General features: G+C 56.8%; 20 protein-coding genes and 1 pseudogene. 13 read left to right on the plus strand and 8 right to left on the minus strand.

Annotated features, from left to right (window positions below):
* The 3 genes and pseudogenes from GTGU_RS25325 to GTGU_RS07785 all read left to right on the plus strand — a co-directional run.
* A pseudogene (locus tag GTGU_RS25325) lies at positions 1–117 on the plus strand (5'-methylthioadenosine/S-adenosylhomocysteine nucleosidase); the annotation flags it as partial.
* Complete coding sequence (gene btuF / locus GTGU_RS07780; RefSeq protein WP_038155564.1) at positions 110–922, plus strand: vitamin B12 ABC transporter substrate-binding protein BtuF; 813 nt, start codon at positions 110–112, stop codon at positions 920–922. The pseudogene GTGU_RS25325 and the gene btuF, both read left to right, overlap by 8 nt.
* Before the next feature lie 2 nt (positions 923–924).
* A complete protein-coding gene (locus GTGU_RS07785; RefSeq protein ID WP_038155566.1) occupies positions 925–1548 on the plus strand; it encodes a TRIC cation channel family protein in 624 nt (207 codons plus the stop codon).
* 38 nt (positions 1549–1586) lie between these two features.
* Here the strand turns inward: GTGU_RS07785 and erpA are convergent, their stop codons facing one another.
* Both erpA and clcA read right to left on the minus strand, forming a co-directional pair.
* Entirely contained in the window at positions 1587–1934 is a 348-nt protein-coding gene (gene erpA / locus GTGU_RS07790) for an iron-sulfur cluster insertion protein ErpA (RefSeq protein WP_038155568.1), read from the minus strand.
* A gap of 81 nt (positions 1935–2015) precedes the next feature.
* Complete coding sequence (gene clcA, locus GTGU_RS07795) at positions 2016–3434, minus strand: H(+)/Cl(-) exchange transporter ClcA (protein ID WP_038155571.1); 1419 nt, start codon at positions 3432–3434, stop codon at positions 2016–2018.
* A gap of 145 nt (positions 3435–3579) precedes the next feature.
* Between clcA and hemL the strand changes: the two genes are divergently transcribed.
* Positions 3580–4860 carry a glutamate-1-semialdehyde 2,1-aminomutase gene (gene hemL / locus GTGU_RS07800; RefSeq protein WP_038155572.1) on the plus strand — a complete coding sequence of 427 codons (1281 nt, stop codon included), beginning with the start codon at positions 3580–3582 and terminating at the stop codon, positions 4858–4860.
* 42 nt (positions 4861–4902) lie between these two features.
* On the opposite strand, the gene fhuB is transcribed toward hemL, so the two are convergent.
* From fhuB to hrpB, 6 genes are all read right to left on the minus strand, one after another.
* Positions 4903–6885, minus strand: coding sequence for a Fe(3+)-hydroxamate ABC transporter permease FhuB (gene fhuB / locus GTGU_RS07805; RefSeq protein ID WP_038155573.1), 1983 nt, complete (start codon positions 6883–6885; stop codon positions 4903–4905).
* Positions 6882–7772: a Fe(3+)-hydroxamate ABC transporter substrate-binding protein FhuD gene (gene fhuD, locus GTGU_RS07810; RefSeq protein WP_038155574.1), complete on the minus strand. Its 891-nt coding sequence runs from the start codon at positions 7770–7772 to the stop codon at positions 6882–6884. Before fhuD ends, fhuB begins: the two co-directional genes overlap by 4 nt.
* On the minus strand, positions 7772–8569 hold the full coding sequence (gene fhuC / locus GTGU_RS07815; RefSeq protein ID WP_038155575.1) for a Fe3+-hydroxamate ABC transporter ATP-binding protein FhuC: 798 nt from the start codon (positions 8567–8569) through the stop codon (positions 7772–7774). Before fhuC ends, fhuD begins: the two co-directional genes overlap by 1 nt.
* A 48-nt stretch (positions 8570–8617) precedes the next feature.
* A complete protein-coding gene (gene fhuA / locus GTGU_RS07820) occupies positions 8618–10846 on the minus strand; it encodes a ferrichrome porin FhuA (protein ID WP_038155576.1) in 2229 nt (742 codons plus the stop codon).
* Between the two features lie 221 nt (positions 10847–11067).
* Positions 11068–13605, minus strand: a complete 2538-nt coding sequence (gene mrcB / locus GTGU_RS07825) for a bifunctional glycosyl transferase/transpeptidase (protein WP_038155577.1) — start codon at positions 13603–13605, stop codon at positions 11068–11070.
* Positions 13606–13686: 81 nt separating this feature from the next.
* Entirely contained in the window at positions 13687–16122 is a 2436-nt protein-coding gene (gene hrpB / locus GTGU_RS07830) for an ATP-dependent helicase HrpB (protein ID WP_038155578.1), read from the minus strand.
* A gap of 72 nt (positions 16123–16194) precedes the next feature.
* Between hrpB and thpR the strand changes: the two genes are divergently transcribed.
* The 9 genes from thpR to panD all read left to right on the plus strand — a co-directional run bounded on the left by thpR (position 16195) and on the right by panD (position 23185).
* Positions 16195–16725: an RNA 2',3'-cyclic phosphodiesterase gene (gene thpR, locus GTGU_RS07835; RefSeq protein WP_038155579.1), complete on the plus strand. Its 531-nt coding sequence runs from the start codon at positions 16195–16197 to the stop codon at positions 16723–16725.
* Between the two features lie 13 nt (positions 16726–16738).
* Positions 16739–17443, plus strand: coding sequence for a DNA/RNA nuclease SfsA (gene sfsA / locus GTGU_RS07840; RefSeq protein WP_038155580.1), 705 nt, complete (start codon positions 16739–16741; stop codon positions 17441–17443).
* Between the two features lie 176 nt (positions 17444–17619).
* Complete coding sequence (gene dksA, locus GTGU_RS07845) at positions 17620–18075, plus strand: RNA polymerase-binding protein DksA (RefSeq protein WP_007749299.1); 456 nt, start codon at positions 17620–17622, stop codon at positions 18073–18075.
* 72 nt (positions 18076–18147) lie between these two features.
* Positions 18148–19038, plus strand: coding sequence for a tRNA glutamyl-Q(34) synthetase GluQRS (gluQRS, locus tag GTGU_RS07850; RefSeq protein ID WP_038155581.1), 891 nt, complete (start codon positions 18148–18150; stop codon positions 19036–19038).
* Positions 19039–19097: 59 nt separating this feature from the next.
* Positions 19098–20492, plus strand: a complete 1395-nt coding sequence (gene pcnB, locus GTGU_RS07855; protein WP_072011929.1) for a polynucleotide adenylyltransferase PcnB — start codon at positions 19098–19100, stop codon at positions 20490–20492.
* The gene (gene folK / locus GTGU_RS07860; RefSeq protein ID WP_038155583.1) at positions 20489–20968 is read left to right on the plus strand and encodes a 2-amino-4-hydroxy-6-hydroxymethyldihydropteridine diphosphokinase; all 480 of its coding nucleotides are present in this window, start codon (positions 20489–20491) and stop codon (positions 20966–20968) included. The genes pcnB and folK overlap by 4 nt, the downstream gene beginning before the upstream one ends.
* A gap of 65 nt (positions 20969–21033) precedes the next feature.
* Positions 21034–21825, plus strand: coding sequence for a 3-methyl-2-oxobutanoate hydroxymethyltransferase (gene panB, locus GTGU_RS07865; RefSeq protein WP_038155584.1), 792 nt, complete (start codon positions 21034–21036; stop codon positions 21823–21825).
* An 11-nt stretch (positions 21826–21836) separates the two neighbouring features.
* The gene (gene panC, locus GTGU_RS07870) at positions 21837–22691 is read left to right on the plus strand and encodes a pantoate--beta-alanine ligase (RefSeq protein ID WP_038155585.1); all 855 of its coding nucleotides are present in this window, start codon (positions 21837–21839) and stop codon (positions 22689–22691) included.
* Positions 22692–22804: 113 nt separating this feature from the next.
* Positions 22805–23185 (plus strand): aspartate 1-decarboxylase, encoded by a 381-nt coding sequence (gene panD, locus GTGU_RS07875; protein WP_038155586.1) that lies wholly within the window; start codon positions 22805–22807, stop codon positions 23183–23185.
* Positions 23186–23192: the final 7 nt, after the last annotated feature.

Here is a 23192-nt window from a genome sequence, read left to right on the forward strand (position 1 = left end):
ATCTCCGACGTGGCTGATCAGCAGTCGCACCTCAGCTTTGACGAATTCCTCGCCGTGGCCGCGAAGCAGTCTACCCTGATGGTAGAAACCCTGGTACAGAAGCTGGCGCGTGGCTAACGCTGGCTTCAGGGCTGTCATCGCCCTGCTTCTGCTCACCCCGGCGTGGCTGTTTGCCGCGCCGCGGGTTGTTTCACTGTCTCCATCCAATACCGAACTGGCTTTCGCCGCCGGGATCACGCCTGTCGGCGTAAGCGCATTTTCTGATTATCCGCCGCAAGCCGCCGCCATTGAACAGGTCGCGAGCTGGCAGGGCATCAATTTTGAACGCATTGTGGCGCTCAAACCAGACCTGGTGCTGGCGTGGAAAGAGGGAAATGCTGAACGCCAGATCAACCAGTTGAGCGCACTGGGCATCCACGTGCTGTGGATTGAAACCGATTCTGTCGCCAGCATCATTGACGCATTACAACAGCTGGCAGCGTGGAGCCCGCAGCCTGAAAAAGCGACACAGGCCGCCCGTGCGTTACAGCAGGACTATGCGACGCTGAAATCCCGCTATGCCAGTGTCCATAAAACGCGTGTTTTTTTACAGTTCGGCGCAAATCCCCTCTTTACCAGCGGAAAGCACTCTATTCAAAACGAGATCCTTGAACTGTGTGGTGGAGAAAACATTTTTGCCGCCAGCCGGGTTCCCTGGCCGCAGGTCAGTCGTGAGCAGGTGCTGTCCCGCGATCCACAGGCCATTGTCTTCGGGGGAAAAGAGAGAGAAGTTCCGAAAATTGAAGCTTACTGGCATACCCAGCTCAAAATTCCAGTTATTGCTCTTAATAGTGACTGGTTTGAACGCGCGAGCCCGCGTATTATCCTCGCCGCAAAACAACTCTGTTCTGCGCTTGCGCAGGTGAATCAGGCAGGAAAATAACGATGCTCGTGTATTGGCTGGATATTGTAGGTACAGCCGTTTTTGCTGTCTCCGGCGTTCTGCTCGCCGGAAAACTTCGCATGGATCCATTTGGCGTGCTAGTGCTCGGCGTCGTCACCGCTGTCGGCGGCGGCACCATTCGTGATATGGCGTTGGCCAATGGCCCGGTATTCTGGGTGAAAGATCCCACGGATCTGGTCGTCGCGATGGTCACCAGTATGCTGACGATTTTGCTGGTGCGTCAGCCACGCCGGTTGCCGAAATGGATTTTACCGGTGCTGGATGCCGTCGGGCTGGCGGTATTCGTCGGGATTGGTGTTAACAAGGCGTTTCTGGCCGACAGCGGCCCGTTAGTCGCCATCTGCATGGGCGTGGTCACCGGTGTCGGCGGCGGGATCATCCGTGACGTGCTGGCGCGCGAAATCCCAATGATTTTACGCACCGAAATCTACGCCACTGCCTGTATTGTCGGCGGCATCGTTCATGCGACAGCGCATTACACGTTCGCAATGTCACTTGAAAATTCGGCGATGCTGGGAATGTTAGTGACGCTGGTGATTCGCCTGGCGGCGATACGCTGGCATCTGAAACTGCCGACGTTTGCGCTGGATGAAAACGGACGGTAATGCGGTGAGTCGGCCCGGTCAGTGCCGGGCCAACGGCATCAGATACTGAACGAGGAACCACACCCACAGGTGCTGGTGGCGTTCGGGTTGGAGACAATGAAGCGAGACCCTTCCAGGCCTTCTGTGTAATCCACAGAACCGCCGACCAGGTATTGCAGACTCATTGGGTCCACAACCAGACCAACACCCTGCTTCTCAATGGTCATATCGCCTTCGTTGATTTGATCATCAAAGGTAAAACCGTACTGGAACCCGCTGCAACCACCGCCAGTGATGTACACGCGGAGTTTCAGGTTCGGGTTATCTTCATCCGCGATCAGGCTTTTTACCTTTTTCGCTGCGGCATCAGTAAACTGCAGCGGCAGTGCTGCTACGTCATCACTCATTTCTTACTCCCGGTTATACTGCAGTCAGGTTAAATTATAACCTGAGCTTTTGAGCCATTATCTAATACCCGAGTATTTCGTTCAAGTATTCTCCCCACTAACCTGCTGTGTATTGCGCTCTTGTTCTGCCTGCTGTTTTGCCAGTGTACGCGCGAGGATAGAGGAGTATAGCGGTTTACCGCCCAGAAATTGTGCCAGTAGTGTTGCGCCAAGACAGGTAATAATCATTGGCAAAATGAGCTGATAGTTGTCAGTCATTTCCAGAACCAGCACAATCCCGGTGAGCGGCGCACGCAGCGATGCGGCCAGCAGTGCCCCCATTCCGGCAATCGCAAAGGTGCCTGCGTCCAGTTGATACGCCGGAAAACTGACCGCCGCCGCCATGCCGAACGCGGTGCCGAACAGGGTTCCCAACGCCAGCATCGGCGCAAAAATTCCGCCCGGCGCGCCGGAAGAGAAACAGAGCAGCGTCGTCACCACGCGGGCAACAAAGATAAACAGCAGCACGCCGATGGTGTAATTGCCCGCCGCCGCAATGGGAATGAGGTAAAAACCGCCGCCAGCAGCAGCCGGTTGGATCAACCCCAGCACGCCGCACGACCCGCCAATGACGCCGCCGATCAACACCCACTTTTTGATCTCTCCGCCGTGCAGCTGCTGAAACATATCCTGCGTACGCAATACCAGCGCGTTAAACAACGGTCCAACGCAGCCGAAAATCATCCCTAAAATCAGGTACAGCCATAACGTATTCACCGGCGCGTTTGACAGATGGCCTACATCGATAATCGCCACTTCGCCGTTGAAGATACGGAATACGATGCTCGACATGATAACGCCAGTAAACACCGCTTTAATGGAGATGAGGTTATAGCGAAACTGCGGACGCATCTCTTCGATGATAAACAGGATCCCGGCCAGCGGCGCATTAAATGCTGCCGATAACCCCGCCGCGGCCCCGGTTGCCAGCAGCGTATGGCGAGCTTCAGGGCTGCGCATGCGAAACAGATCCAGTACCATGCGGCCAATGTTGCCGCCAATCTGCACCGTCGGCCCTTCACGGCCGAGCACCATGCCCGCGCCTAGTGTGCCCATCCCGCCGATGAATTTCACCGGCAACACTCGCCACCAGCGCACCGGACGCAGTTCTTCCAGCGCCCCTTCGATTTCCGGGATCCCCGAACCACCAGCCTCCGGTGCAAAACGACGCACCAGAAAATAACCCACCATCGCCAGCAGCGCCGAGAGAATAAACGCCAGCGGCCAGAGCAGAAAACCGTGATCGGCCACCTGTGTCAGCGTTTCAATACGCCCGTTCTGTACCCAGGTGACGGCCTTTTCAAATGCGACGCCCGCCAGCCCGGTAATCGTGCCCACCACGGCGGCCATCAACAAAATCGCCAGCGGCGTTTTGTCACGGTTAAGCAGGCGACGCATCACATGGCGGCGGCGTAAACGAAGAAGTTGCTGTGATTCAAAAGAAGACGTTTCTGCTTTCATGCCGTTATCATTAATTAGTCATACAAATTGCGCGGCGTATTGTACTCATCCTGCCGCCACCCTGTCGCCTGAAAATTCCCTGCTCTTGCTCGCGGAATACCTTAGAATAGTCCTCATTTCGCTTTCTACGAACCAGGAACAGGCTATGAGCAAATCAGAAAACCTCTTCAGCGCCGCGCGCGAACTTATTCCCGGCGGTGTTAACTCACCGGTACGTGCCTTCACTGGCGTGGGCGGTACACCGCTGTTTATCGAACGTGCCGATGGCGCTTACCTGTATGACGTAGACGGCAAAGCGTATGTCGATTACGTTGGCTCGTGGGGGCCGATGGTGCTGGGGCATAACCATCCTGCCATTCGCAATGCGGTGATTGAAGCGGCGGAACGTGGTCTGAGCTTCGGTGCGCCCACCGAAATGGAAGTGAAAATGGCCGCGCTGGTCACCGAGCTGGTGCCGACGATGGATATGGTACGCATGGTGAACTCCGGCACCGAAGCGACCATGAGCGCGATCCGTCTGGCGCGCGGCTTTACCGGTCGCGACAAAATCATCAAATTCGAAGGCTGCTATCACGGCCACGCCGACTGCCTGCTGGTGAAAGCTGGTTCTGGCGCGCTGACCCTCGGCCAGCCGAACTCACCCGGCGTCCCGGCGGACTTCGCGAAACATACCCTGACCTGCACGTATAACGATCTGCCATCAGTACGCGCCGCATTCGAACAGTATCCGCAGGATATCGCCTGTATCATCGTTGAGCCGGTGGCGGGCAACATGAACTGCATTCCGCCGCAGTCGGATTTCCTGCCAGGCCTGCGTGCGCTGTGCGACGAATTTGGCGCGCTGCTGATCATCGACGAAGTCATGACGGGTTTCCGCGTAGCGCTGGCAGGCGCGCAGTCGTATTACGATGTGGTGCCGGATCTGACCTGCCTTGGCAAAATCATCGGCGGCGGCATGCCTGTTGGTGCGTTCGGCGGACGTCGTGACGTGATGGACGCGCTGGCGCCGACCGGCCCGGTCTATCAGGCGGGCACGCTGTCCGGTAACCCGATTGCCATGGCTGCCGGTTTTGCCTGTCTGACGGAAGTCTCACAGCCGGGCGTGCATTCCACACTGACCGCGCTGACCACACAACTGGCGAATGGCTTGCTGGCGGCGGCAAAAGAGGCGGGGATCCCACTGGTGGTGAACCACGTTGGCGGCATGTTCGGGATTTTCTTTACTGATGCAGAGACCGTAACCTGCTATCAGGATGTGGTGAAATGCGATGTGGAACGTTTTAAACGCTTCTTCCATCTGATGCTGGAGGAAGGCGTCTACCTGGCGCCATCAGCATTTGAAGCGGGCTTTATGTCTGTTGCCCACAGCGAAGAAGATATCGATAACACGATCGACGCAGCCCGCAGAGTGTTTGCGCAGCTGTAAGTTTTGCAGGCCGGGTACGCATGAGCGCTTCCCGGCCTGGATTTATCGGCTCTGCTTCCTCAGCAGATAGATAAAGTACGGTGCACCGATAAACGTCGACAGCAGCCCCGCCGGGATCTGGTAAGGGAACAGCACCATCCGGCCACACCAGTCAGCAAATACCAGCAGTAATCCGCCAATGAGCGCCGACAGCACGATGTGCGGCATCGTCCGGCGGAACCCCATCATGCGCGCCATATGCGGTGCCATCAGACCAATAAAACTGAGTGGCCCGATGGTCATCGTGGCGGTGGCCGTCAGACATGCTGCCAGCAACAGTAATCCTATGCGTGACGGTGTCAGCGCCATCCCGACCGCGCGGGCCGTCTCGCCGCCCAGCGGTAAAATGGTCAGCCAACGACGGCAAAACGGCACCACCGCCAGCAGTACAATCATCATTATCCCGGTGCGAACCACCTGCGGGTATGACGCGTTGTAGGTAGAACCGGAGATCCACGTCAGGATCTGTGCCATGCGCGGGTCGCCACTGGCCTGCAACATCATCAGCAGCATGGTAAACGCTGTACTGAGCGCCATCCCCGCCAGCAACATACGGTGCGGTGAAAAACCGCCACGCCCGGCGGCGATCAGGATAACCATCAGCGTCGCTGCCGCACCGAGGCTACCGGCAGGCATCAGCCAGCCGAAGGCATCGCCCGGCACGAAAAATAACATCACCACCACACCAAACGCCGCGCCGGAGGAAATCCCCAGCACTTCCGGGCTGGCCATCGGGTTACCGGTCAGGCGCTGAATAATACAGCCGGCTACCGCCAGCATCATCCCGGCGATCAGCGCTGCCAGAATGCGCGGCGCTCGCCATTCCATCAGTTGATTCAGCAGTTCATTGCCCGCCCACTGCCAGCCCTGAGAATCGCGGCCAAACGAGAGTGAGACCAGCATCACCAGCAGCAACACCGCCAGCCCTGCCAGTGACCAGGCCAGCACTCGCTGGCGCTCTGCGGCGACGCGATCCCCGGCATCCATCGCCGGGGCGCTGATGCTGCGCAGTCGCGGCAACAGCCAGAGTAGCAGCGGTGCGCCAATCAGTGCGGTCACGGAACCGGTTGAGACTTCCATCCAGACGCGGGAAAGCCAGAGAATGATCTGATCGGACAGCCAGAGGATCAGCGCACCAATCAGCGGTGCCAGCATCAGGCGGGAAAGCAGGCGACGGGCGCCAAGCATTTTCGCCAGCAGCGGGGCAAACAGGCCGATAAAGCCAATGATCCCCACCGCATTCACCAGCAGCGCGCTGATGACAATCGCCAGCACCAGCGCGGCCAGACGCGCCAGTGACAACGCCAGCCCGAGATTGCGCGCCACGCCGTCATCCAGCCCCATCAGCGTCAATGGACGCAATAGCAGCAGGGTCAGCATCACGCCGCCAAGCAGTTGCGGCCACAGTTGTTTCACCACGCTCCAGTCGGTTTGCGTCAGCGTCCCGGTGCCCCACAGGAACACGCTCTGCAACTGATCATGATGGAAAATCGCCAGCAGCTGATTGATTGCGCCACAGTACATGCTGACCACCAGACCGGCGAGGATCAGCGTCACCGGCGACAAGCGTTTGCCCCAGGAGACACCGAACACCAGCGCGCCGACAATACAGGCGCCCGCCAGCGCCGCGAACTGCGCCGTCAACGCGCCGGGTAAGGCCCACAGCGCAGTGACGGTAATCCCCAGTTGCGCGCCGGTCGCGACGCCGAGCGTCGTCGGTTCCGCCAGCGGGTTACGCAGCACCTGCTGGAACAGTATGCCCACTAAGCCCAGCCCGGCGCCCACCAGCAGTGAAACGACCACCCGCGGCAGCAAACTGTAGTGGAACAACATCTGCGCGATGCTGTCGATATTCGGCTGCCAGAATGCCTCGCGCCACTGTGCGCGCGGCAACGCGATGTTAAAGTTCACCCAACTCAGTGCGGCGGCAGCAATAAACAGCACGAGTAACAGCGCTGCCGGGAACAGCATGATTCGCGATCTCATGCTTTCCCTCCCAGCGCGTTATCCAGCACACGGACAAAATTCATTGTCGACAGTGTGGCGCCGTAAAACCAGACGGCGGGCACGCGCCGGAAACGCTGCTGGCGGACAAACGGCATCGCCTGCCACAATGGCGTCGCCATCAGTTTTTGCATTTCGGTTTCGTTGCCGTGGTCAAAGCACAGCACGTCCGCATCCTTAAATTCGCCAAGCCGGTCGATACCCACCACTTCGCTGCCCCAGAAGTTGGGTTTACCCTGCCAGGCATTGACAATACCGTATGCATCAAGAATGGGCTGGAACAGGCAGTTAGGACCAAAGGCGAGCATATGGCGGGCGTCGAGCAAAGTGAGCATCAGCAACGGGCGCTGGCCTCGCTGTGCAAAGCGTGGTTTGTACTGCGCGACAAACTGGTCGAAGTGGTCAAGATGCTGGCGGGCCGCCGTTTCCAGCCCGAGCAGTTGCGACATTTCCCCCAGCGATTTACGCGCCATCGCCAGGGGATTTTTGCCGTCGCTAAAATTAAAACCGCGGCCAGGGGCGATTTTTGCCAGCGTCTCCGGCGACGGGCCATAGCCTGCTGACCAGACCATATACGAGGGTTTCATTTCAGTCAGCAGTTCAAGATTGGGCTCAGTGCGTAATCCAATGTCAATCACCGAATCCGGCAGCGCTGGCTCGTTCACCCACAACTTGTAGTTGGGGATGTCAGCAACACCATAAGGGGTAACGCCAAGCGCCAGCAGCAGCTCAACCGGCAGCCATTCCAGCGCCACGATGCGATGCGGATCGACTGTCGCCGCGCGGGCACTCTTCATCTTCAGCAGCAGCGGCGACAGCGCTATGGCGGTCAGCAAACGTCGGCGGCTAATTAACATTGAACTGTTCATCAATAGACAAAACTTACCGGTGCAGCGCCCGCCGGATGCGGCAGAATGCCCATCGGAATACCGTAGATCTGTTCCAGCGTTTCACCGCACATCAATGTTTCCGGCGTCCCCTGAGCAATCATTTCACCGCCACGCAGCGCCACCAGAAAATCGCAGTACCGCGCCGCCATATTGATGTCATGCAGCACGGCGATCACTGTCAGCCCGCGCTGCTGGCTCAGGCGATGCACCAGCGCCAGTACATCCACCTGATGCGCGATATCCAGCGCGGACGTCGGTTCGTCGAGCAGCAGGCAACGGCTGTCCTGCGCCACCAGCATGGCGATCCACGCCCGTTGACGTTCGCCGCCGGAAAGGCTGTCCACCAGACGGTGTGCCAGCGGTTTTAAGCCGACCAGACTTATCGCCTCTTCCACTTTTTCTCTGTCCGCCACGCCAAAGCGCCCTAACGCGCCATGCCACGGGTAACGACCAATCGCCACCAGTTCGCGCACCGTCATCCCCTCCGCCTGCGGCAGTTGTTGCGGCAGATAGGCAACCTTACGGGCGAACGACTTACTGTTCCAGCTCTCCAGCGGTTGACCGTCGAGCAGGATCTCCCCTTCCGTCGGCGGCTGATGGCGACCAAGCATTTTCAGCAGCGTTGATTTGCCCGAACCGTTATGACCGATCAGTCCGGTCACTTTACCCACCGGGAACGTCAAAGAGAGAGGATGCAGCAGCGTACGGCCAGGCACGCGGAAAGAGACGTTGCTAAGCGAAAAGGTGGTTTCGGAAAGAGAAGTTTTTTCCTGCATAGCGACCAACGTGTGAAAAAGGCGCGGCAAACCGCGCCTGAAAAGGATTTAGAAACGGAACGTTGCGGTAGCAACCACCTGACGCTCTGCGCCCCAGAAACAACCATAGGTTTCGAAGCAGCTGGATACGTATTCCCGGTCAAATACGTTATTCACGTTCACTGCCAGACTGGAGCCTGCCATACCGAAACGTGCCAGATCGTATTTCACAACTGCATCCATGACAGCCGCACTGCCGACCTTGAAGGTATTTGCCGGATCGCCATAGCTGGAACCAATAAAGCGTCCACCGGTACCCAGCGTCAGGCCTGATAGAGCGCCTTCATTGAAGGTGTAATCGCCCCACAGTGAAGCCATATGTTTAGGCACCTGTACCACGGTATTGCCTTTCAGATCAGTATCTTTCGTGTATTGCGCATCTGTGTAGGTATAAGACGCAGTCACGTTGATATTGGCATTTACCGCTGCTTTGGCTTCAAGCTCTGCACCGCGAGAACGGATCTCACCCGCGGGCACCTGATTCAGGGCGTTGTTCGGGTCCGCCATGAGAGTATCCGATTTGGTCAACTGATAGAGCGCACCAGTCACCACGATCGGCATATCTTTCGGCACATACTTCACACCCGCCTCATACTGTTCACCTTTAGAAGGTGCATAAGCGACGCGAGGAGTGCTGTAAAGACTGAAGGCGTTCGGTTCGAAAGACTGGCTATAGCTAACGTATGGTGAAATACCATTATCGAACAGATAGTTAACGCCACCACGCCAGGTAAATTTGTGATCGTTGCGATCGATGTAGCCGTTATCGCTGCGAACGGTGGTTGCCTGCTTCGACCAGTCATAGCGACCGCCCAGCGTCACCACCCATTTGTCCCATTCGGCCTGATCCTGAACGTAAATGCCCGTTTGCTTGCTTTCGTTCATCTGGTAAGGGACAGCATCACCAAAATCAACATCATTCATTGACGGCAGGTTGTTGAGATCCAGCGCCGGGGCGTTACCAAACAGGGCATTGATATCATTGCGCATACGCATGTAATCAACACCGGTCAGCAGCGTATGATCGATACTGCCGGTCGCAAATTTGCTTTGCAGTTGAGTATCAACGCTAAAATTCTGCAAACGCTCATTGTCCACGACAGTGCCACGCCCCAGATAATGTGCCTGTTGCTCTGGCGTCAATGCCTGACAGTAAACGTTGAAGGCATTCATGCTGTTGTTACACAGACCGGTACCGTAAGCACTCTTTTGGGCAACCTTCATTTCAGAGAAACGCAAATTCTGGCGCACGGTAAACGTGTCGTTGAAACCGTGTTCGAAGCTGTAACCCACCATTTTCTGATTACGGGAATAGGTGTTGTTACTGGCTCCTTCGTTGAAACTGGTCGGCAGATGACCACCATTTGGCAACGGTTGAACAGTCCCTTCTTTCGGTAACCAGCCGTAGTAGCCAGTTTCCGGTTCATTCTGGAAGTATGACAGGAAGGTGAAATTGGTTTTGTCATCCGGGCGCCAGGAGAAAGACGGCGCAATCGCATAGCGTTGCTGCTCCGCATTTTCCTGCTGCTCATTACTGGAACGCGCCACACCGGTCAGGCGGTAGGAGAATTCACCGTTGTCATCCAGTGCATCACTGAAGTCAAAACCGGTCTGGAACAGATTATCTGTTCCCATTTTGAACTGAATTTCATGCAGCGGCTCAGTGGTCGGGCGCTTGCTGACCATAGAGATGATACCACCAGGGTTGCTTTTACCATACAGCACCGATACCGGGCCGCGCATCAGCTCAACTCGCTCCAGCATGTAGGGATCGATAACCGCATCGTTATAGAAATCACCCTGCAACTTCATGCCATCCAGATAGTTATTCTGGCTCAGGCCGACAGAAGAAAAACCGCGGATAATGACAAAATCATAGGTATTCGAAGCACCACGGCTGCTGACCGTCACGCCTGGCGTGTAACCCAACGCTTCCTTGACGGACTGGAACTGATGCATTTCCATCTCTTCGCGTGTCACCACGGAAATCGACTGCGGTGTTTTTTCGATCGGGGTATCGGTCTTCGTTGCCGTCGCGGTACGTTTCGCGGCGATTGTTGGTGCCGGACCCCAGGCGTTTTCCTGGGTGTCAGGTGCGGCGGTAACGGTGATGGTTTCTTCTTTCGGTTGTTCAGCCGCCTGTGCGTATACAGACATGCCGCTAACCGCTGTGGCTACTACCACTGCGATTTTACGCAATGTGGCAGGCTTTGGCTGAGCAGTTTTTGGACGCGCCATTTCGGTTCTCTGATGAAATAGTGAATGATAACGTAAACGAGAATTATTATTATGACGGCAGCATAATAGGCGAAACGACGCAACCATAGCAAGGAGAATGCGACCCTGAAGGTATTAAGGGAATAAAAAATAACCGGAGTGTTGTTAGGGAGTTAGAATGAGGTTAAATCGGGGATCTTGAAAGACCCTCTCCACGTAGAGAGAGGGCCTGTGCGCCAGTGTTAGTCACCGCCAAACATGTCTTTGATCCAGCCTGCGACGCCGTCGCTTTTTTCCTGCTGCCGCTGTTGCTGCTGTTGTTGCGGCTGCTGTTGAGGCTGTTGCTGCGACTGATTAAACGGGTTACCCGGCTGTTGTTCTTGCTGCGCCTGGCTCTGCTGGCACAGCGCATCCGGGTTCGTCGTCCAGACCGGTAACGTACGCATTCCACCGCCACCGCAGACAAAATAGCCGTTATCATCTACGCCCATATCGACGATATCTTCCGGCGGCGTCAGGTTCAGCGGGATCGGCGACTGATTTGCCAGATAGCGCTGGTAAATCGACATCGCGCCGCTTGCACCGTACAGTTTCGTCGGCTGGTTATTGTCGCGACCAACCCAGGTGATCACCACTTCACGTCCGTCGATACCGGCAAACCAGGTATCAACATTATTGTTGGTGGTCCCGGTTTTCCCCGCCAGATGCAGACCCGGATATTTCGCGCCCAGCTGACGGCCCGTCCCGCGCTGCACTACCTGCTGCATGGTCCACAACGTCATGTACGCCGCCTGCGCCGGTACGGCGCGTTCTGCCTGCGGATAGCTCTGATAGAGCACCGTGCCGTCTTCGGCAATCACCGAACGCAACGCCGAGAGGCTGGCGCGGTTACCGCCGCTGGCGATAGTCTGGAACGCCTGCGCCACTTCGACTGGCGTCAGGTTCAGCGCGCCCAGCAGCATCGCTGGTACGGCGTTCAGTTGCGCTTTCGGCGCGCCCAGTTTCAGCCAGGTATCCGTCACCGCAGGCAGGCCCAGCGCCATCCCGAGGTTTACCGTCGGCACGTTCATGGAACGGGTCAGCGCATCCACCAGCATCACCTGACCGCTATAGCGATGGTCGTCGTTCTGCGGCGACCAGGTCTGACCGTTCGACAGACGAATAGAGACTGGCGCATCGGCAATCCAGGTGTTCAGACGATAGAGATTCGGCTGGCTCAGCGCCGTCAGATAGGTTGCCGGTTTCGCCAGGGAACCAATTGAACGGCGTGCCTGCATCGCGCGGTTGTAACCCGCAAACTGCGGCTCTGCCCCGCCAACCATCGCCCGGACTTCGCCGCTGAAGCGGTCGACCACCACCATCGCGGTTTCCAGATCGCTCAGCTTACGCTGTTTCTTCAATTCCGGGATCCCATCCGTCGCCGCTTTTTCAGCCGCGTCCTGTGCCACCGGGTCAAAGGTGGTGAAAATCTTCACGCCGGAGAGATCTTTAACTTTATCGCCGAGCTTCGCCTGCAATTCCTGACGCACCATCTGCATAAACGCAGGTTGTGGCGAAATTACGCCACCGCGCGGCTGAACACCCAGCGGACGGGCGCTCAACATGTCGTACAGCTCCTGGTCGATCACGTTCTGCTGTTGCAGAAGGCGCAGCACCAGGTTACGACGCTCCAGCGCCAGTTTCGGGTTACGCCACGGGTTGTAAATTGACGCCCCTTTCACCATCCCCACCAGCAACGCCTGCTGATCAAGACTCAGCTCCTCTACTGGACGACCGAAATAGTACAGGCTCGCCAGCGGGAAGCCGCGGATTTCATTGTCGCCACTCTGACCGAGATAAACTTCGTTCATGTACAGCTCAAGGATACGATCCTTGCTGTAACGCGCGTCCATGATCAGCGCCATATAGGCTTCGTTCGCCTTACGCCAGTAAGAGCGCTCGCTGGAGAGGAACAGGTTTTTCACCAGCTGTTGCGTCAGCGTACTGGCGCCCTGCACCGTCCGCCCTGCTGTCAGGTTAGCCAGCACTGCACGACCAATGGAGTAGAGGCTAATGCCGTCATGCTCATAGAAGTGGCGGTCTTCGGTGGCCAGCAGCGTATCAACCAGCAGATCCGGGAAGCCGTTACGCGGCACAAACAGGCGCTGTTCGCCGTTGGGCGAAGAGAGCATGGTGATAAGTCGCGGATCAAGACGGAAGAACCCGAACTGACGGTTGTTATCAATGTTGGTGATCGTCGAGAGGTGATCGCCATCGAAAGTCAGACGCGCGCGCACCTGCCCCTCTTTGCTGTCCGGAAAGTCAAACGGACGGCGGATCATCTCGATGCTGTTCGCCTGTACGGTAAACTCGCCAGGGCGCGTCATTGCCGTCACCTGACGGTATTGCGTGGCCGTCAGCAACCGCACCATCTCGTTTTTACTGACCGGCATGTCAGGCTCAAGGTTGACCATGCGGCCATAGACCGCCGCCGGTAACTGCCAGACTTTTCCGTCGATACGGCTACGAATTTTTTGATCAAGGTAGACGCCATAAATGGCGATCAGCACCGCAAGGACGATGCAAATCTTGACCAGCAGCCAGAACCAGCCGCGTTTACCACGAGGCTTACGCCCTCTGCCTCTCCCCTTACGCGGCATCGGCTCTTCATCCTCATCGTCGTAGTCATCGTATTCGTCGTCATACTCCTCTTCCCGGAGTCGACGACGACTTATTTTTTCTTTTGCCGGACGCGCGGGTCTCCCCTTTCGTCCTATCGGCTCGCGGTCATTCCCCGCCATGCTTTCTCTCCGCATTTTTCAGGCGTAATGGCCTGATTCTCTTGTCTTTCACCCGCAGGTGAAAGAAGAAATCTCTCAATTTTATGTCTGTGAATATTTCTTCGTTCGCCGGGTGGGCACTGCATTCGCAGGATCGTCTGGCCATACGTGCTTTGGATAGCGCCCTTTCATCTCTTTTTGCACATCACGATACGCCCCCTGCCAGAACGCGCTGAGATCGCGGGTGATCTGCAAGGGTCGTTGCGCTGGTGACAGGAGTTCCAGCACCAGCGCGACGCGCCCCTGGGCAATCGTCGGCGTTGTCGCTTCGCCGAACATCTCCTGCATTCGTACCGCCAGCGCCGGGGGATTTTCGTCATGATAGCGGATGGCAATCCGGCTTCCGGTCGGCACAGTGTAATGCGCCGGCAGCTCACTATCCAGTTGTTGACGTAATGACCACGGCAACAGGTTTTGTAAGGCTGTGTGAAGATTGAGGGCTTTCAGCGCCCGCAGCGAATGTACACCTTGCATCTGCGGCAGCAGCCAGCTTTCCAGCGACGCCAGCAATGACACGTCATCGACCGCCGGCCACGGCTGTTCCGGCAGCCATTTTGCCGCACAGTGCAGCCGCAACCGAAGCTGTTCCGCTTCCGGAGTCCAGTTCAGGACGGCCAGGCCTTTATCGCGAATGCCGTTCAGCATGGCCTGATGCAGTTCTTCTTCAGACGGCTTCGCCAGCGGCTGGACTTTGACCACCAGCTCGCCGATGCACTGACGACGCCAGGCTTTCAGCGTGCCCAGGGCCTCATCCCACTCGATGGTGTCCGACTGCTGTAACAGCCACGGACAGCGGGCGATCAGCCGGTCGATATCCAGCGGCAGCGCCAGCAGAATACGCGCATCCGGCGACTGGCTGCCCTGCAACAGCAACGGTGCAATCAGCCACTCATGACGGCTCAGCGCGTCATCGGCGTCCAGCATCGCACCCATCCCGTTCGCCAGCTGGTATCGTCCTTCCTGGCCGCGTCGGCGGGCAATTCTGTCAGCAAAAGCGCGTGCCAGGAGCGGTGCCAGCGCGTCAATGTCAGCATCACCCCCTGTCGTCCCCAGCCGCTGGCTGAGCTGCCGGGCGCGCTGTTGCCAGTTGGGCTGCTGACGTGAAAACGCATGACTGAGATCGCTGCCGCTGTTGCGCGGCGGCTCTTCCAGCATCGCCACGGCTTTTGCTGCTGTCGCCACTTCATCACGCCCGTCTGCCGCCACCAGCATCGCCGCCAGCCGGGGATCATTCCCCAGCGCGGCCATGCGTTGCCCGCGCGGCGTTAACCGTTCGCCCTCCAGTGCCTGCAACTGAGTGAGCAACCGCCGCGCGGCAGCCAGGTTGCTGGCAGGCGGAAGATCGAGCCAGCGAAGTTCTGCTGGATCGGCACAGCCCCACAGCAGGAGATCCAGCAGCAGGGCGGAAAGATCGCTTTGCAGGATCTCCGGTTCACTTTGTGCCGCCGCGCGTTCCGCCTGTTCCTTGCCGAGCAGATGCAGGCAGACGCCCGGTTCCAGACGCCCGGCGCGTCCGGCGCGCTGGGTCATGGAGGCCTGGCTAACGCGCTGCGTGATCAACCGCGTTAAGCCCGTTCGGGCATCAAACCGCGCAACCCGCTCCTGCGCACCGTCGACCACCAGGCGGATCCCTTCGATGGTCAGACTGGTTTCAGCAATGTTCGTCGCCAGTACCACTTTGCGCATGCCTGCCGGGGCAGGAAGAATCGCTTTTCGCTGCTCGCTCAGCGGCAGTGCGCCATACAGCGGGCACAGCAGTGTATCTGCGGCGACGCGCGAGGCAAGTTGCTCCTGAACGCGCTGGATTTCACCCACGCCTGGCAGAAACAGCAGCAGCGAGCCAGATTCTGCGCGCAGCAATTCAGCGGTGGCGATAGCGACCGCTTCATCAAAACGCTGATGCGCCGCCAGCGCCTGATAGCGCCGTTCAACCGGGTATGCGCGCCCTTCGGAGATGATCACCGGTGCGTCAGGCAGCAGTTGTTGCAGCCGCGCGTTATCCAGCGTCGCGGACATAATCAATAATTTGAGGTCTTCGCGCAGCCCCTGCTGGACATCCAGCAGCAATGCCAGCGCCAGATCCGCCTGCAGGCTACGCTCGTGGAATTCGTCGAGGATCACCAGGCCGACGCCGCTTAGCTCGGGATCATGCTGAATCATGCGCGTGAGGATCCCTTCGGTGACCACTTCCAGCCGCGTCGTTGGCCCGATGCAGTTTTCGGCGCGCATCCGGTAGCCAATCGTTCCGCCAGGCTGTTCACCCCGTTGTTCCGCGAGCCGCTGCGCCACGTTGCGTGCCGCCAGTCGGCGCGGCTCCAGCAGGAGGATTTTGCCCGTAATCCCACCCTGTTCCAGTAGTTGCAGCGGCAGCCAGGTGGATTTCCCTGCACCAGTCGGCGCATTGAGTAAGACCTGCGGCGCATGGTTCAGCGCCTGAAGAAGTTCGGGAAGGACAGCGGCAACCGGCAATAAGGACACAAAAGCTCCGAAGGGTTAACATTCAGGGTCATGCATTGTAGCATCGCGATAAATCATTACCGAGTCCCCATCATGTCTGAGCCGAAAAGGCTGTTTTTTGCCCTTGAAATACCGGGTGATATACAGCAACAGATCATTCACTGGCGCGCAGCGCAGTTCCCGCCGGAAGCCGGGCGACCGATCGCGGCGGCAAACCTGCACCTGACGCTGGCATTCCTCGGCGACATCAGCGCGGAAAAACAGCGCGCGCTGACGACAATGGCCGGACGCATTCGCCAGCCTGGGTTCATCCTGCATCTGAACGACGCCGGACAGTGGCTGCGATCACGGGTGGTCTGGCTCGGTACTCGTCAGCCGCCGAGGGGCCTGTTGCAGTTGGCCAGCCTGCTGCGCTCACAGGCGGCCCGTAGCGGCTGTTATCAAAGTCCACAGCCCTTTCACCCGCACATTACGTTGCTGCGTGACGCCAGCCATGCGGTAAAAATCCCGCCGCCAGGGTTCCACTGGCCGGTACCGGTGAGCGAATTTGTGCTGTATGAGTCGACATTTTCGCAGGGACGAACACGTTATACTGCGCTGGAGCGTTGGCCGTTAACAGAATAATCAGGAAACAAAGATGCAGTTCATTCCTAAATTACAATCCGCCACGTTGATAAAACGCTATAAACGCTTTCTGGCGGATGTGGTTACCGCTGACGGAACCGTCATCACGCTCCACTGCCCAAATACCGGGGCAATGACCGGATGTGCAACGCCGGGGGATACCGTCTGGTATTCCACCTCGGATAATATAAAACGTAAATACGCCCAGACCTGGGAATTAACACAAACTCAGCAGGGCGCATTTATTTGCGTCAATACACTACGGGCCAATGCGTTGGTCAAAGAAGCGATTCAATCCGAAATTATTCCTGCGCTCTGCGGATATACTGCATTGAAAAGCGAAGTGAAATATGGCGCAGAGCGCAGTCGAATTGATTTTATGTTACAAGCAGACAATAGACGAAACTGCTATATTGAAGTGAAATCGGTTACGTTGGCGGAAAATGAGAACGGTTTTTTCCCGGATGCTGTGACGGAAAGGGGTCAAAAGCATCTCCGGGAGCTGATGAGCGTGGTGTCAGAAGGCGATCGTGCCGTCATTTTTTTTGCGGTACTTCACTCAGCCATCACCTGTTTTTCACCCGCGCGCCACATCGATGCTAAATACGCGCAACTATTGAATGAGGCACAAAGCAAAGGGGTGGAAATTCTGGCTTATAAAGCGGAACTTTCTGCCGATATTATGACTCTGAGTGAGCCGATACCCGTCGTGTTATAGCGTGGTAAACAGCTGAACAATAAGTGTGCTGGTCGCGTGCGCAAATACGCTTTTCCTCACAGGGTTGTCAAGTGTAACGTTTAGATAATTGCTATCCGGAAAAGCATCTGCTATTTATAGCGGCCTGATTTTTCCCCCAACATGGGGATCGATAGTGCGTGTTAAGGAGAAGCAACATGCAAGAAGGGCAAAACCGTAAAACATCGTCCCTGAGTATTCTCGCCATCGCTGGGGTGGAGCCGTATCAAGAGAAACCGGGCGAAGAGTATATGAACGAAGCCCAGCTGGCGCACTTCAAGCGCATCCTTGAAGCATGGCGTAATCAACTCAGGGATGAAGTCGATCGTACTGTTACACATATGCAGGATGAAGCTGCCAACTTCCCGGATCCGGTCGATCGCGCCGCGCAGGAAGAAGAGTTCAGTCTCGAACTGCGTAACCGTGACCGCGAACGCAAGCTGATCAAAAAGATCGAAAAAACGCTGAAAAAAGTCGAAGACGAAGATTTTGGCTACTGCGAATCCTGCGGTGTTGAAATCGGTATTCGTCGTCTGGAAGCGCGCCCGACGGCCGATCTGTGCATCGATTGCAAAACGCTGGCTGAAATTCGCGAAAAACAGATGGCGGGCTGATGTCGCCTTCGCGACGTTGCTGATAATCTCTGGCGGGAGTCTTCTCCCGCCTTGTTCTTTTCTACGCTGAAGATGTCAGAATCAAATTATACAGGACGCTTTGCGCCCTCCCCCTCAGGTGAACTGCATTTCGGTTCGCTGATCGCTGCGCTCGGAAGCTATCTACAGGCTCGCGCGCAACAGGGCACCTGGCTGGTGCGAATAGAAGATATCGATCCCCCTCGTGAAGTTCCCGGTGCCGCTGATACTATTCTGCGCCAGCTGGAACATTACGGTCTGTACTGGGATGGCGAGGTGCTGTGGCAGTCTCAGCGACACGATACCTACCACGCTGCGCTGGACTGGCTCGCAAAGCAAGGGTTGAGCTATTACTGCACCTGCACTCGCGCCCAAATCCACAGCATGGGCGGGATCTACAACGGCCACTGTCGTGATCTGGGTCTCGGCCCACGCAACGCCGCCCTGCGTCTACGCCAGCAACAACCCGTACTGCAGTTTTACGATAAACTTCGGGGTGAGATCGTCGCTGACGACGCGCTGGCGCGGGAAGACTTTATCATTCACCGTCGTGATGGGTTGTTCGCCTATAACCTGGCAGTCGTCGTGGATGACCATTTCCAGGGGGTCACGGAAATCGTGCGCGGGGCGGATCTGATTGAACCTACCGTGCGGCAGATCTCGCTTTACCGCCATTTTGGCTGGCAGGCGCCGGATTATATTCATCTGCCGCTGGCACTGAATAGCGATGGCAATAAGTTGTCCAAACAGAACCATGCGCCCGCGCTGCCGAAAGGTGATCCACGTCCTGTGTTAATCAACGCTTTACAGTTTCTTAATCAGGATATAGTAAAAGAATGGCAGGATTTGAGCGTTGAGGAACTGCTGAAAAATGCAGTGGCTAACTGGAAGCTTTCGACAGTACAGGAAATCCAGCATTCTCAAACGCCTTTGGCTGAGCTATGATTAGCCGCTATTTTTTGTCCAGAATCTGATTTTTCGATACTACACAACCGAGGTGCAATATTTTTACCCGAGTCGCTAATTTTTGCCGTAAGGTGCTAAGCCGTGAGGAGAGCGAGGCAGAAATCGTCGTCGCCAGACCTAAAATGACGGTTATCCCGCGTGAGCAGCATGCTATTTCCCGCAAAGATATCAGTGAAAATGCCCTCAAAGTTCTTTATCGACTGAACAAAGCGGGCTATGAAGCCTATCTGGTCGGCGGCGGCGTGCGTGATTTGCTGCTGGGCAAAAAGCCCAAAGATTTCGACGTCACGACCAGTGCGACGCCCGACCAGGTGCGCAAGCTGTTCCGTAACTGTCGCCTCGTAGGCCGCCGTTTCCGCCTGGCTCATGTGATGTTTGGTCCTGAAATCATTGAAGTCGCCACTTTCCGTGGTCACCACGAAGGCAGTTCTATTGATCGCACCACGTCACAACGTGGCCAGAACGGCATGCTGTTGCGGGACAACATTTTCGGTTCCATTGAAGAAGATGCCCAGCGCCGCGATTTCACCATCAACAGCCTGTATTACAGCGTGGCGGATTTCACGGTGCGTGATTACGTCGGCGGCATGCAGGATCTCAAAGATGGCGTGATCCGTCTGATTGGCAACCCGGAAACCCGATATCGCGAAGATCCGGTGCGTATGCTGCGCGCCGTACGTTTTGCGGCGAAGCTGGGCATGCGTATCAGCCCGGAAACTGCCGAGCCGATCCCACGTCTTGCCACGTTGATTAACGATGTGCCGCCCGCGCGCCTGTTTGAAGAGTCACTGAAGCTCCTGCAGGCAGGCTATGGTTTCGAAACCTGGAATTTACTGCGCGAATACAGTTTGTTCCAGCCGCTGTTCCCGACCATCACCCGTTATTTTACGGAGAACGGTGATAGCCCGATGGAACGCATCATCGCCCAGGTGCTGAAAAATACCGATACCCGCATCCATAACGAGATGCGCGTGAATCCGGCTTTCCTGTTCGCGGCGATGTTCTGGTATCCGCTACTGGAAATGGCACAGAAAATTGCTCAGGAAAGCGGTCTGGCCTACTACGACGCTTTTGCGCTGGCGACTAACGACGTGCTGGACGAAGCCTGTCGCTCTATCGCCATTCCGAAGCGCATTACCACGCTGGTACGTGATATCTGGCAGTTGCAGCTGCGCATGTCACGTCGTCAGGGGAAACGCGCCTGGAAGCTGATGGAACATCCGAAATTCCGCGCCGCGTACGACCTTCTGTCGCTGCGTGCGGAAGCGGAACACAACGCCGAACTACAACGCCTGACGCAGTGGTGGGGCGAATTCCAGGTGGCCGCGCCGCCTGAGCAGAAAGACATGTTGACCGATTTAGGCGATGAACCCGCTCGCCGTCGTCATCGCCGGCCTCGCAAGCGCACGCCGCGCCCGGGTAGCCCCGCGTGACCACCGTCTGGATCGCCATTGGCAGTAATCTGGCATCGCCGCTGGATCAGGTTAACGCGGCGATCGCTGCACTCGGAGAGATCCCCGACAGCCGCATCGTCGCCCTCTCCTCTTTCTACCGCACGCCGCCACTCGGCCCACAGGATCAGCCCGATTATTTGAACGCTGCCATCGGGCTGGAAACCGCATTGGCGCCGGAAACGCTGCTCGATCACACCCAACGTATTGAACTGCAGCAAGGCCGCGTGCGTAAAGAAGAGCGCTGGGGGCCACGCACGCTCGACCTCGATATAATGCTGTTCGGCGATCGTATCATTCAGACCGGGCGCCTCACCGTTCCCCATTACGACATGAAAAATCGCGGTTTTATGCTATGGCCGCTATTCGAAATCGCCCCTGATCTCACTTTTCCTGATGGCACCCCGCTTGCCGTTGCGCTGAAATCACTCAATAGCGCACAACCTGCCCACTGGTAAACTTGTCCCCCTGATGGTTGCTGTTACAATGCCGCAAGAATCGGCTTTTGCTATCAGGAAACGCAATGAAACCAACCACCATTTCCCTGTTGCAGAAATGCAAGCAGGACAAGAAACGCTTCGCGACCATCACCGCGTATGACTACAGTTTCGCGAAACTGTTTGCCGACGAGGGCATTAACGTCATGCTGGTCGGTGACTCGCTGGGAATGACGGTCCAGGGGCATGACTCCACGTTGCCGGTGACGGTTGAAGATGTGGCGTATCACACCCGCGCGGTGCGCCGTGGCGCGCCTCACTGCCTGCTGCTCACTGACCTGCCATTTATGGCCTACGCCACACCGCAACAGGCGTTTGAAAACGCCGCGACGGTGATGCGCGCCGGTGCGAACATGGTCAAAATTGAAGGCGGCGCCTGGCTGGTGGAGACGGTAAAAATGCTCACTGAGCGTGCCGTACCGGTGTGCGGACACCTCGGTCTGACGCCGCAGTCGGTCAATATCTTCGGCGGGTATAAAGTACAGGGCCGCGGCGATGCGGCACAAGTGTTGTTCGACGACGCGCTGGCACTGGAAGCCGCCGGCGCACAATTGCTGGTACTGGAGTGCGTACCGGTAGAACTGGCGAAACGCATCACTGAGGCGTTACAGATCCCGGTGATCGGTATCGGTGCAGGTAACGTCACTGACGGGCAAATTCTGGTGATGCACGACGCATTTGGCATTACCGGCGGCCACATCCCGAAATTTGCCAAAAATTTCCTTTCTGAAGCGGGCGACATGCGCGCCGCGGTACGGCAGTATATTGCTGACGTTGAGTCCGGGGTGTATCCGGGCGAAGAACACAGTTTCCATTAAGGAGTTTTGTTGTGGTGATAATCGAAACCCTCCCTCTGCTGCGTCAGCATATCCGCAGACTACGCCTGGAAGGCAAGCGTATTGCGCTGGTTCCGACAATGGGTAACCTGCACGATGGTCATATGAAACTGGTGGATGAAGCGAAAGCGCGTGCGGACGTGGTCGTCGTCAGTATCTTTGTTAACCCGATGCAGTTTGACCGACCAGAAGACCTGGTGCGCTACCCGCGTACGTTGCAGGAGGACAGCGAAAAGCTGAACAAGCGTAAAGTCGATTTGATTTTCGCCCCGGCCCCTGCCGATATCTACCCACAGGGTACTGACACACAAACCTATGTCGATGTGCCCGGCCTTTCCACCATGCTGGAAGGCGCAAGCCGCCCGGGCCATTTCCGTGGCGTTTCCACGATTGTCAGCAAGCTCTTTAACCTGGTTCAACCGGACGTGGCCTGCTTTGGCGAGAAAGATTTTCAGCAATTAGCGCTGATCCGCAAAATGGTGGCTGATATGGGCTACGACATTGAGATTATCGGTGTACCGATCGTTCGTGCCAAAGATGGTCTGGCGCTGAGTTCCCGCAACGGTTATCTCACCGCCTCCGAGCGTAAAATCGCGCCGGGGCTGAGCCAGGTGATGAACAGTATTGCCAAAAAACTGCAGGCTGGTGAGCGTGATTTCGACGAGATGATCGCCCTTGGCGAGCAGGAACTGAACGAAAAAGGGTTCCGTAGCGACGAGGTACAAATCCGCGATGCAGATACCCTGCTTGAACTGACTGAAACCAGTAAACGGGCGGTGATTCTGGTTGCCGCCTGGCTTGGACAGGCGCGTCTTATTGATAACAAAGTGGTTGAGCTGGCACAGTAGACACCGACTAAAAATCGGGCAATACTGCGCGCATACAGGCACCGGGAATAATTCCCTTCACCCTGCCCTCTCTTTCGGGAGAGGGTAATGCATGATGATTAAAGGTAGACGTAATGATTCGCAAAATGCTGCAAGGTAAGCTTCACCGTGTGACAGTGACCCAGGCCGATCTGCACTATGAAGGTTCCTGCGCCATTGACCAGGACTTTCTCGATGCGGCAGGTATTCTTGAAAACGAAGCGATTGATATCTGGAACGTAAACAACGGCAAACGTTTCTCCACCTATGCAATCGCGGCTGAGCGCGGTTCCAAAATTATCTCAGTCAACGGTGCCGCAGCGCACTGCGCTGACGTGGGCGATATTGTGATTATCGCCAGCTTCGTCATGATGTCCGACGAAGAAGCCCGCCGCTGGCAGCCGAAAGTGGCCTACTTCGATGCGGGCAACGAAATGAAGCGCACCGCGAAAGCGATTCCGGTTCAGGTCGCCTGATAGCTGT

The organism is Trabulsiella guamensis ATCC 49490, from assembly GCF_000734965.1.
Lineage (GTDB): Bacteria > Pseudomonadota > Gammaproteobacteria > Enterobacterales > Enterobacteriaceae > Trabulsiella > Trabulsiella guamensis.

What these genes read in the sequence shown, in the direction of transcription:
- GTGU_RS07785 (WP_038155566.1), top strand. Translation starts at nt 925, where the DNA reads ATGCTCGTGTATTGGCTGGATATTGTAGGTACAGCCGTTTTTGCTGTC.
- erpA (WP_038155568.1), bottom strand. Translation starts at nt 1,934, where the DNA reads ATGAGTGATGACGTAGCAGCACTGCCGCTGCAGTTTACTGATGCCGCA.
- clcA (WP_038155571.1), bottom strand. Translation starts at nt 3,434, where the DNA reads ATGAAAGCAGAAACGTCTTCTTTTGAATCACAGCAACTTCTTCGTTTA.
- hemL (WP_038155572.1), top strand. Translation starts at nt 3,580, where the DNA reads ATGAGCAAATCAGAAAACCTCTTCAGCGCCGCGCGCGAACTTATTCCC.
- fhuB (WP_038155573.1), bottom strand. Translation starts at nt 6,885, where the DNA reads ATGAGATCGCGAATCATGCTGTTCCCGGCAGCGCTGTTACTCGTGCTG.
- fhuD (WP_038155574.1), bottom strand. Translation starts at nt 7,772, where the DNA reads ATGAACAGTTCAATGTTAATTAGCCGCCGACGTTTGCTGACCGCCATA.
- fhuC (WP_038155575.1), bottom strand. Translation starts at nt 8,569, where the DNA reads ATGCAGGAAAAAACTTCTCTTTCCGAAACCACCTTTTCGCTTAGCAAC.
- fhuA (WP_038155576.1), bottom strand. Translation starts at nt 10,846, where the DNA reads ATGGCGCGTCCAAAAACTGCTCAGCCAAAGCCTGCCACATTGCGTAAA.
- mrcB (WP_038155577.1), bottom strand. Translation starts at nt 13,605, where the DNA reads ATGGCGGGGAATGACCGCGAGCCGATAGGACGAAAGGGGAGACCCGCG.
- thpR (WP_038155579.1), top strand. Translation starts at nt 16,195, where the DNA reads ATGTCTGAGCCGAAAAGGCTGTTTTTTGCCCTTGAAATACCGGGTGAT.
- sfsA (WP_038155580.1), top strand. Translation starts at nt 16,739, where the DNA reads ATGCAGTTCATTCCTAAATTACAATCCGCCACGTTGATAAAACGCTAT.
- dksA (WP_007749299.1), top strand. Translation starts at nt 17,620, where the DNA reads ATGCAAGAAGGGCAAAACCGTAAAACATCGTCCCTGAGTATTCTCGCC.
- gluQRS (WP_038155581.1), top strand. Translation starts at nt 18,148, where the DNA reads ATGTCAGAATCAAATTATACAGGACGCTTTGCGCCCTCCCCCTCAGGT.
- panB (WP_038155584.1), top strand. Translation starts at nt 21,034, where the DNA reads ATGAAACCAACCACCATTTCCCTGTTGCAGAAATGCAAGCAGGACAAG.
- panD (WP_038155586.1), top strand. Translation starts at nt 22,805, where the DNA reads ATGATTCGCAAAATGCTGCAAGGTAAGCTTCACCGTGTGACAGTGACC.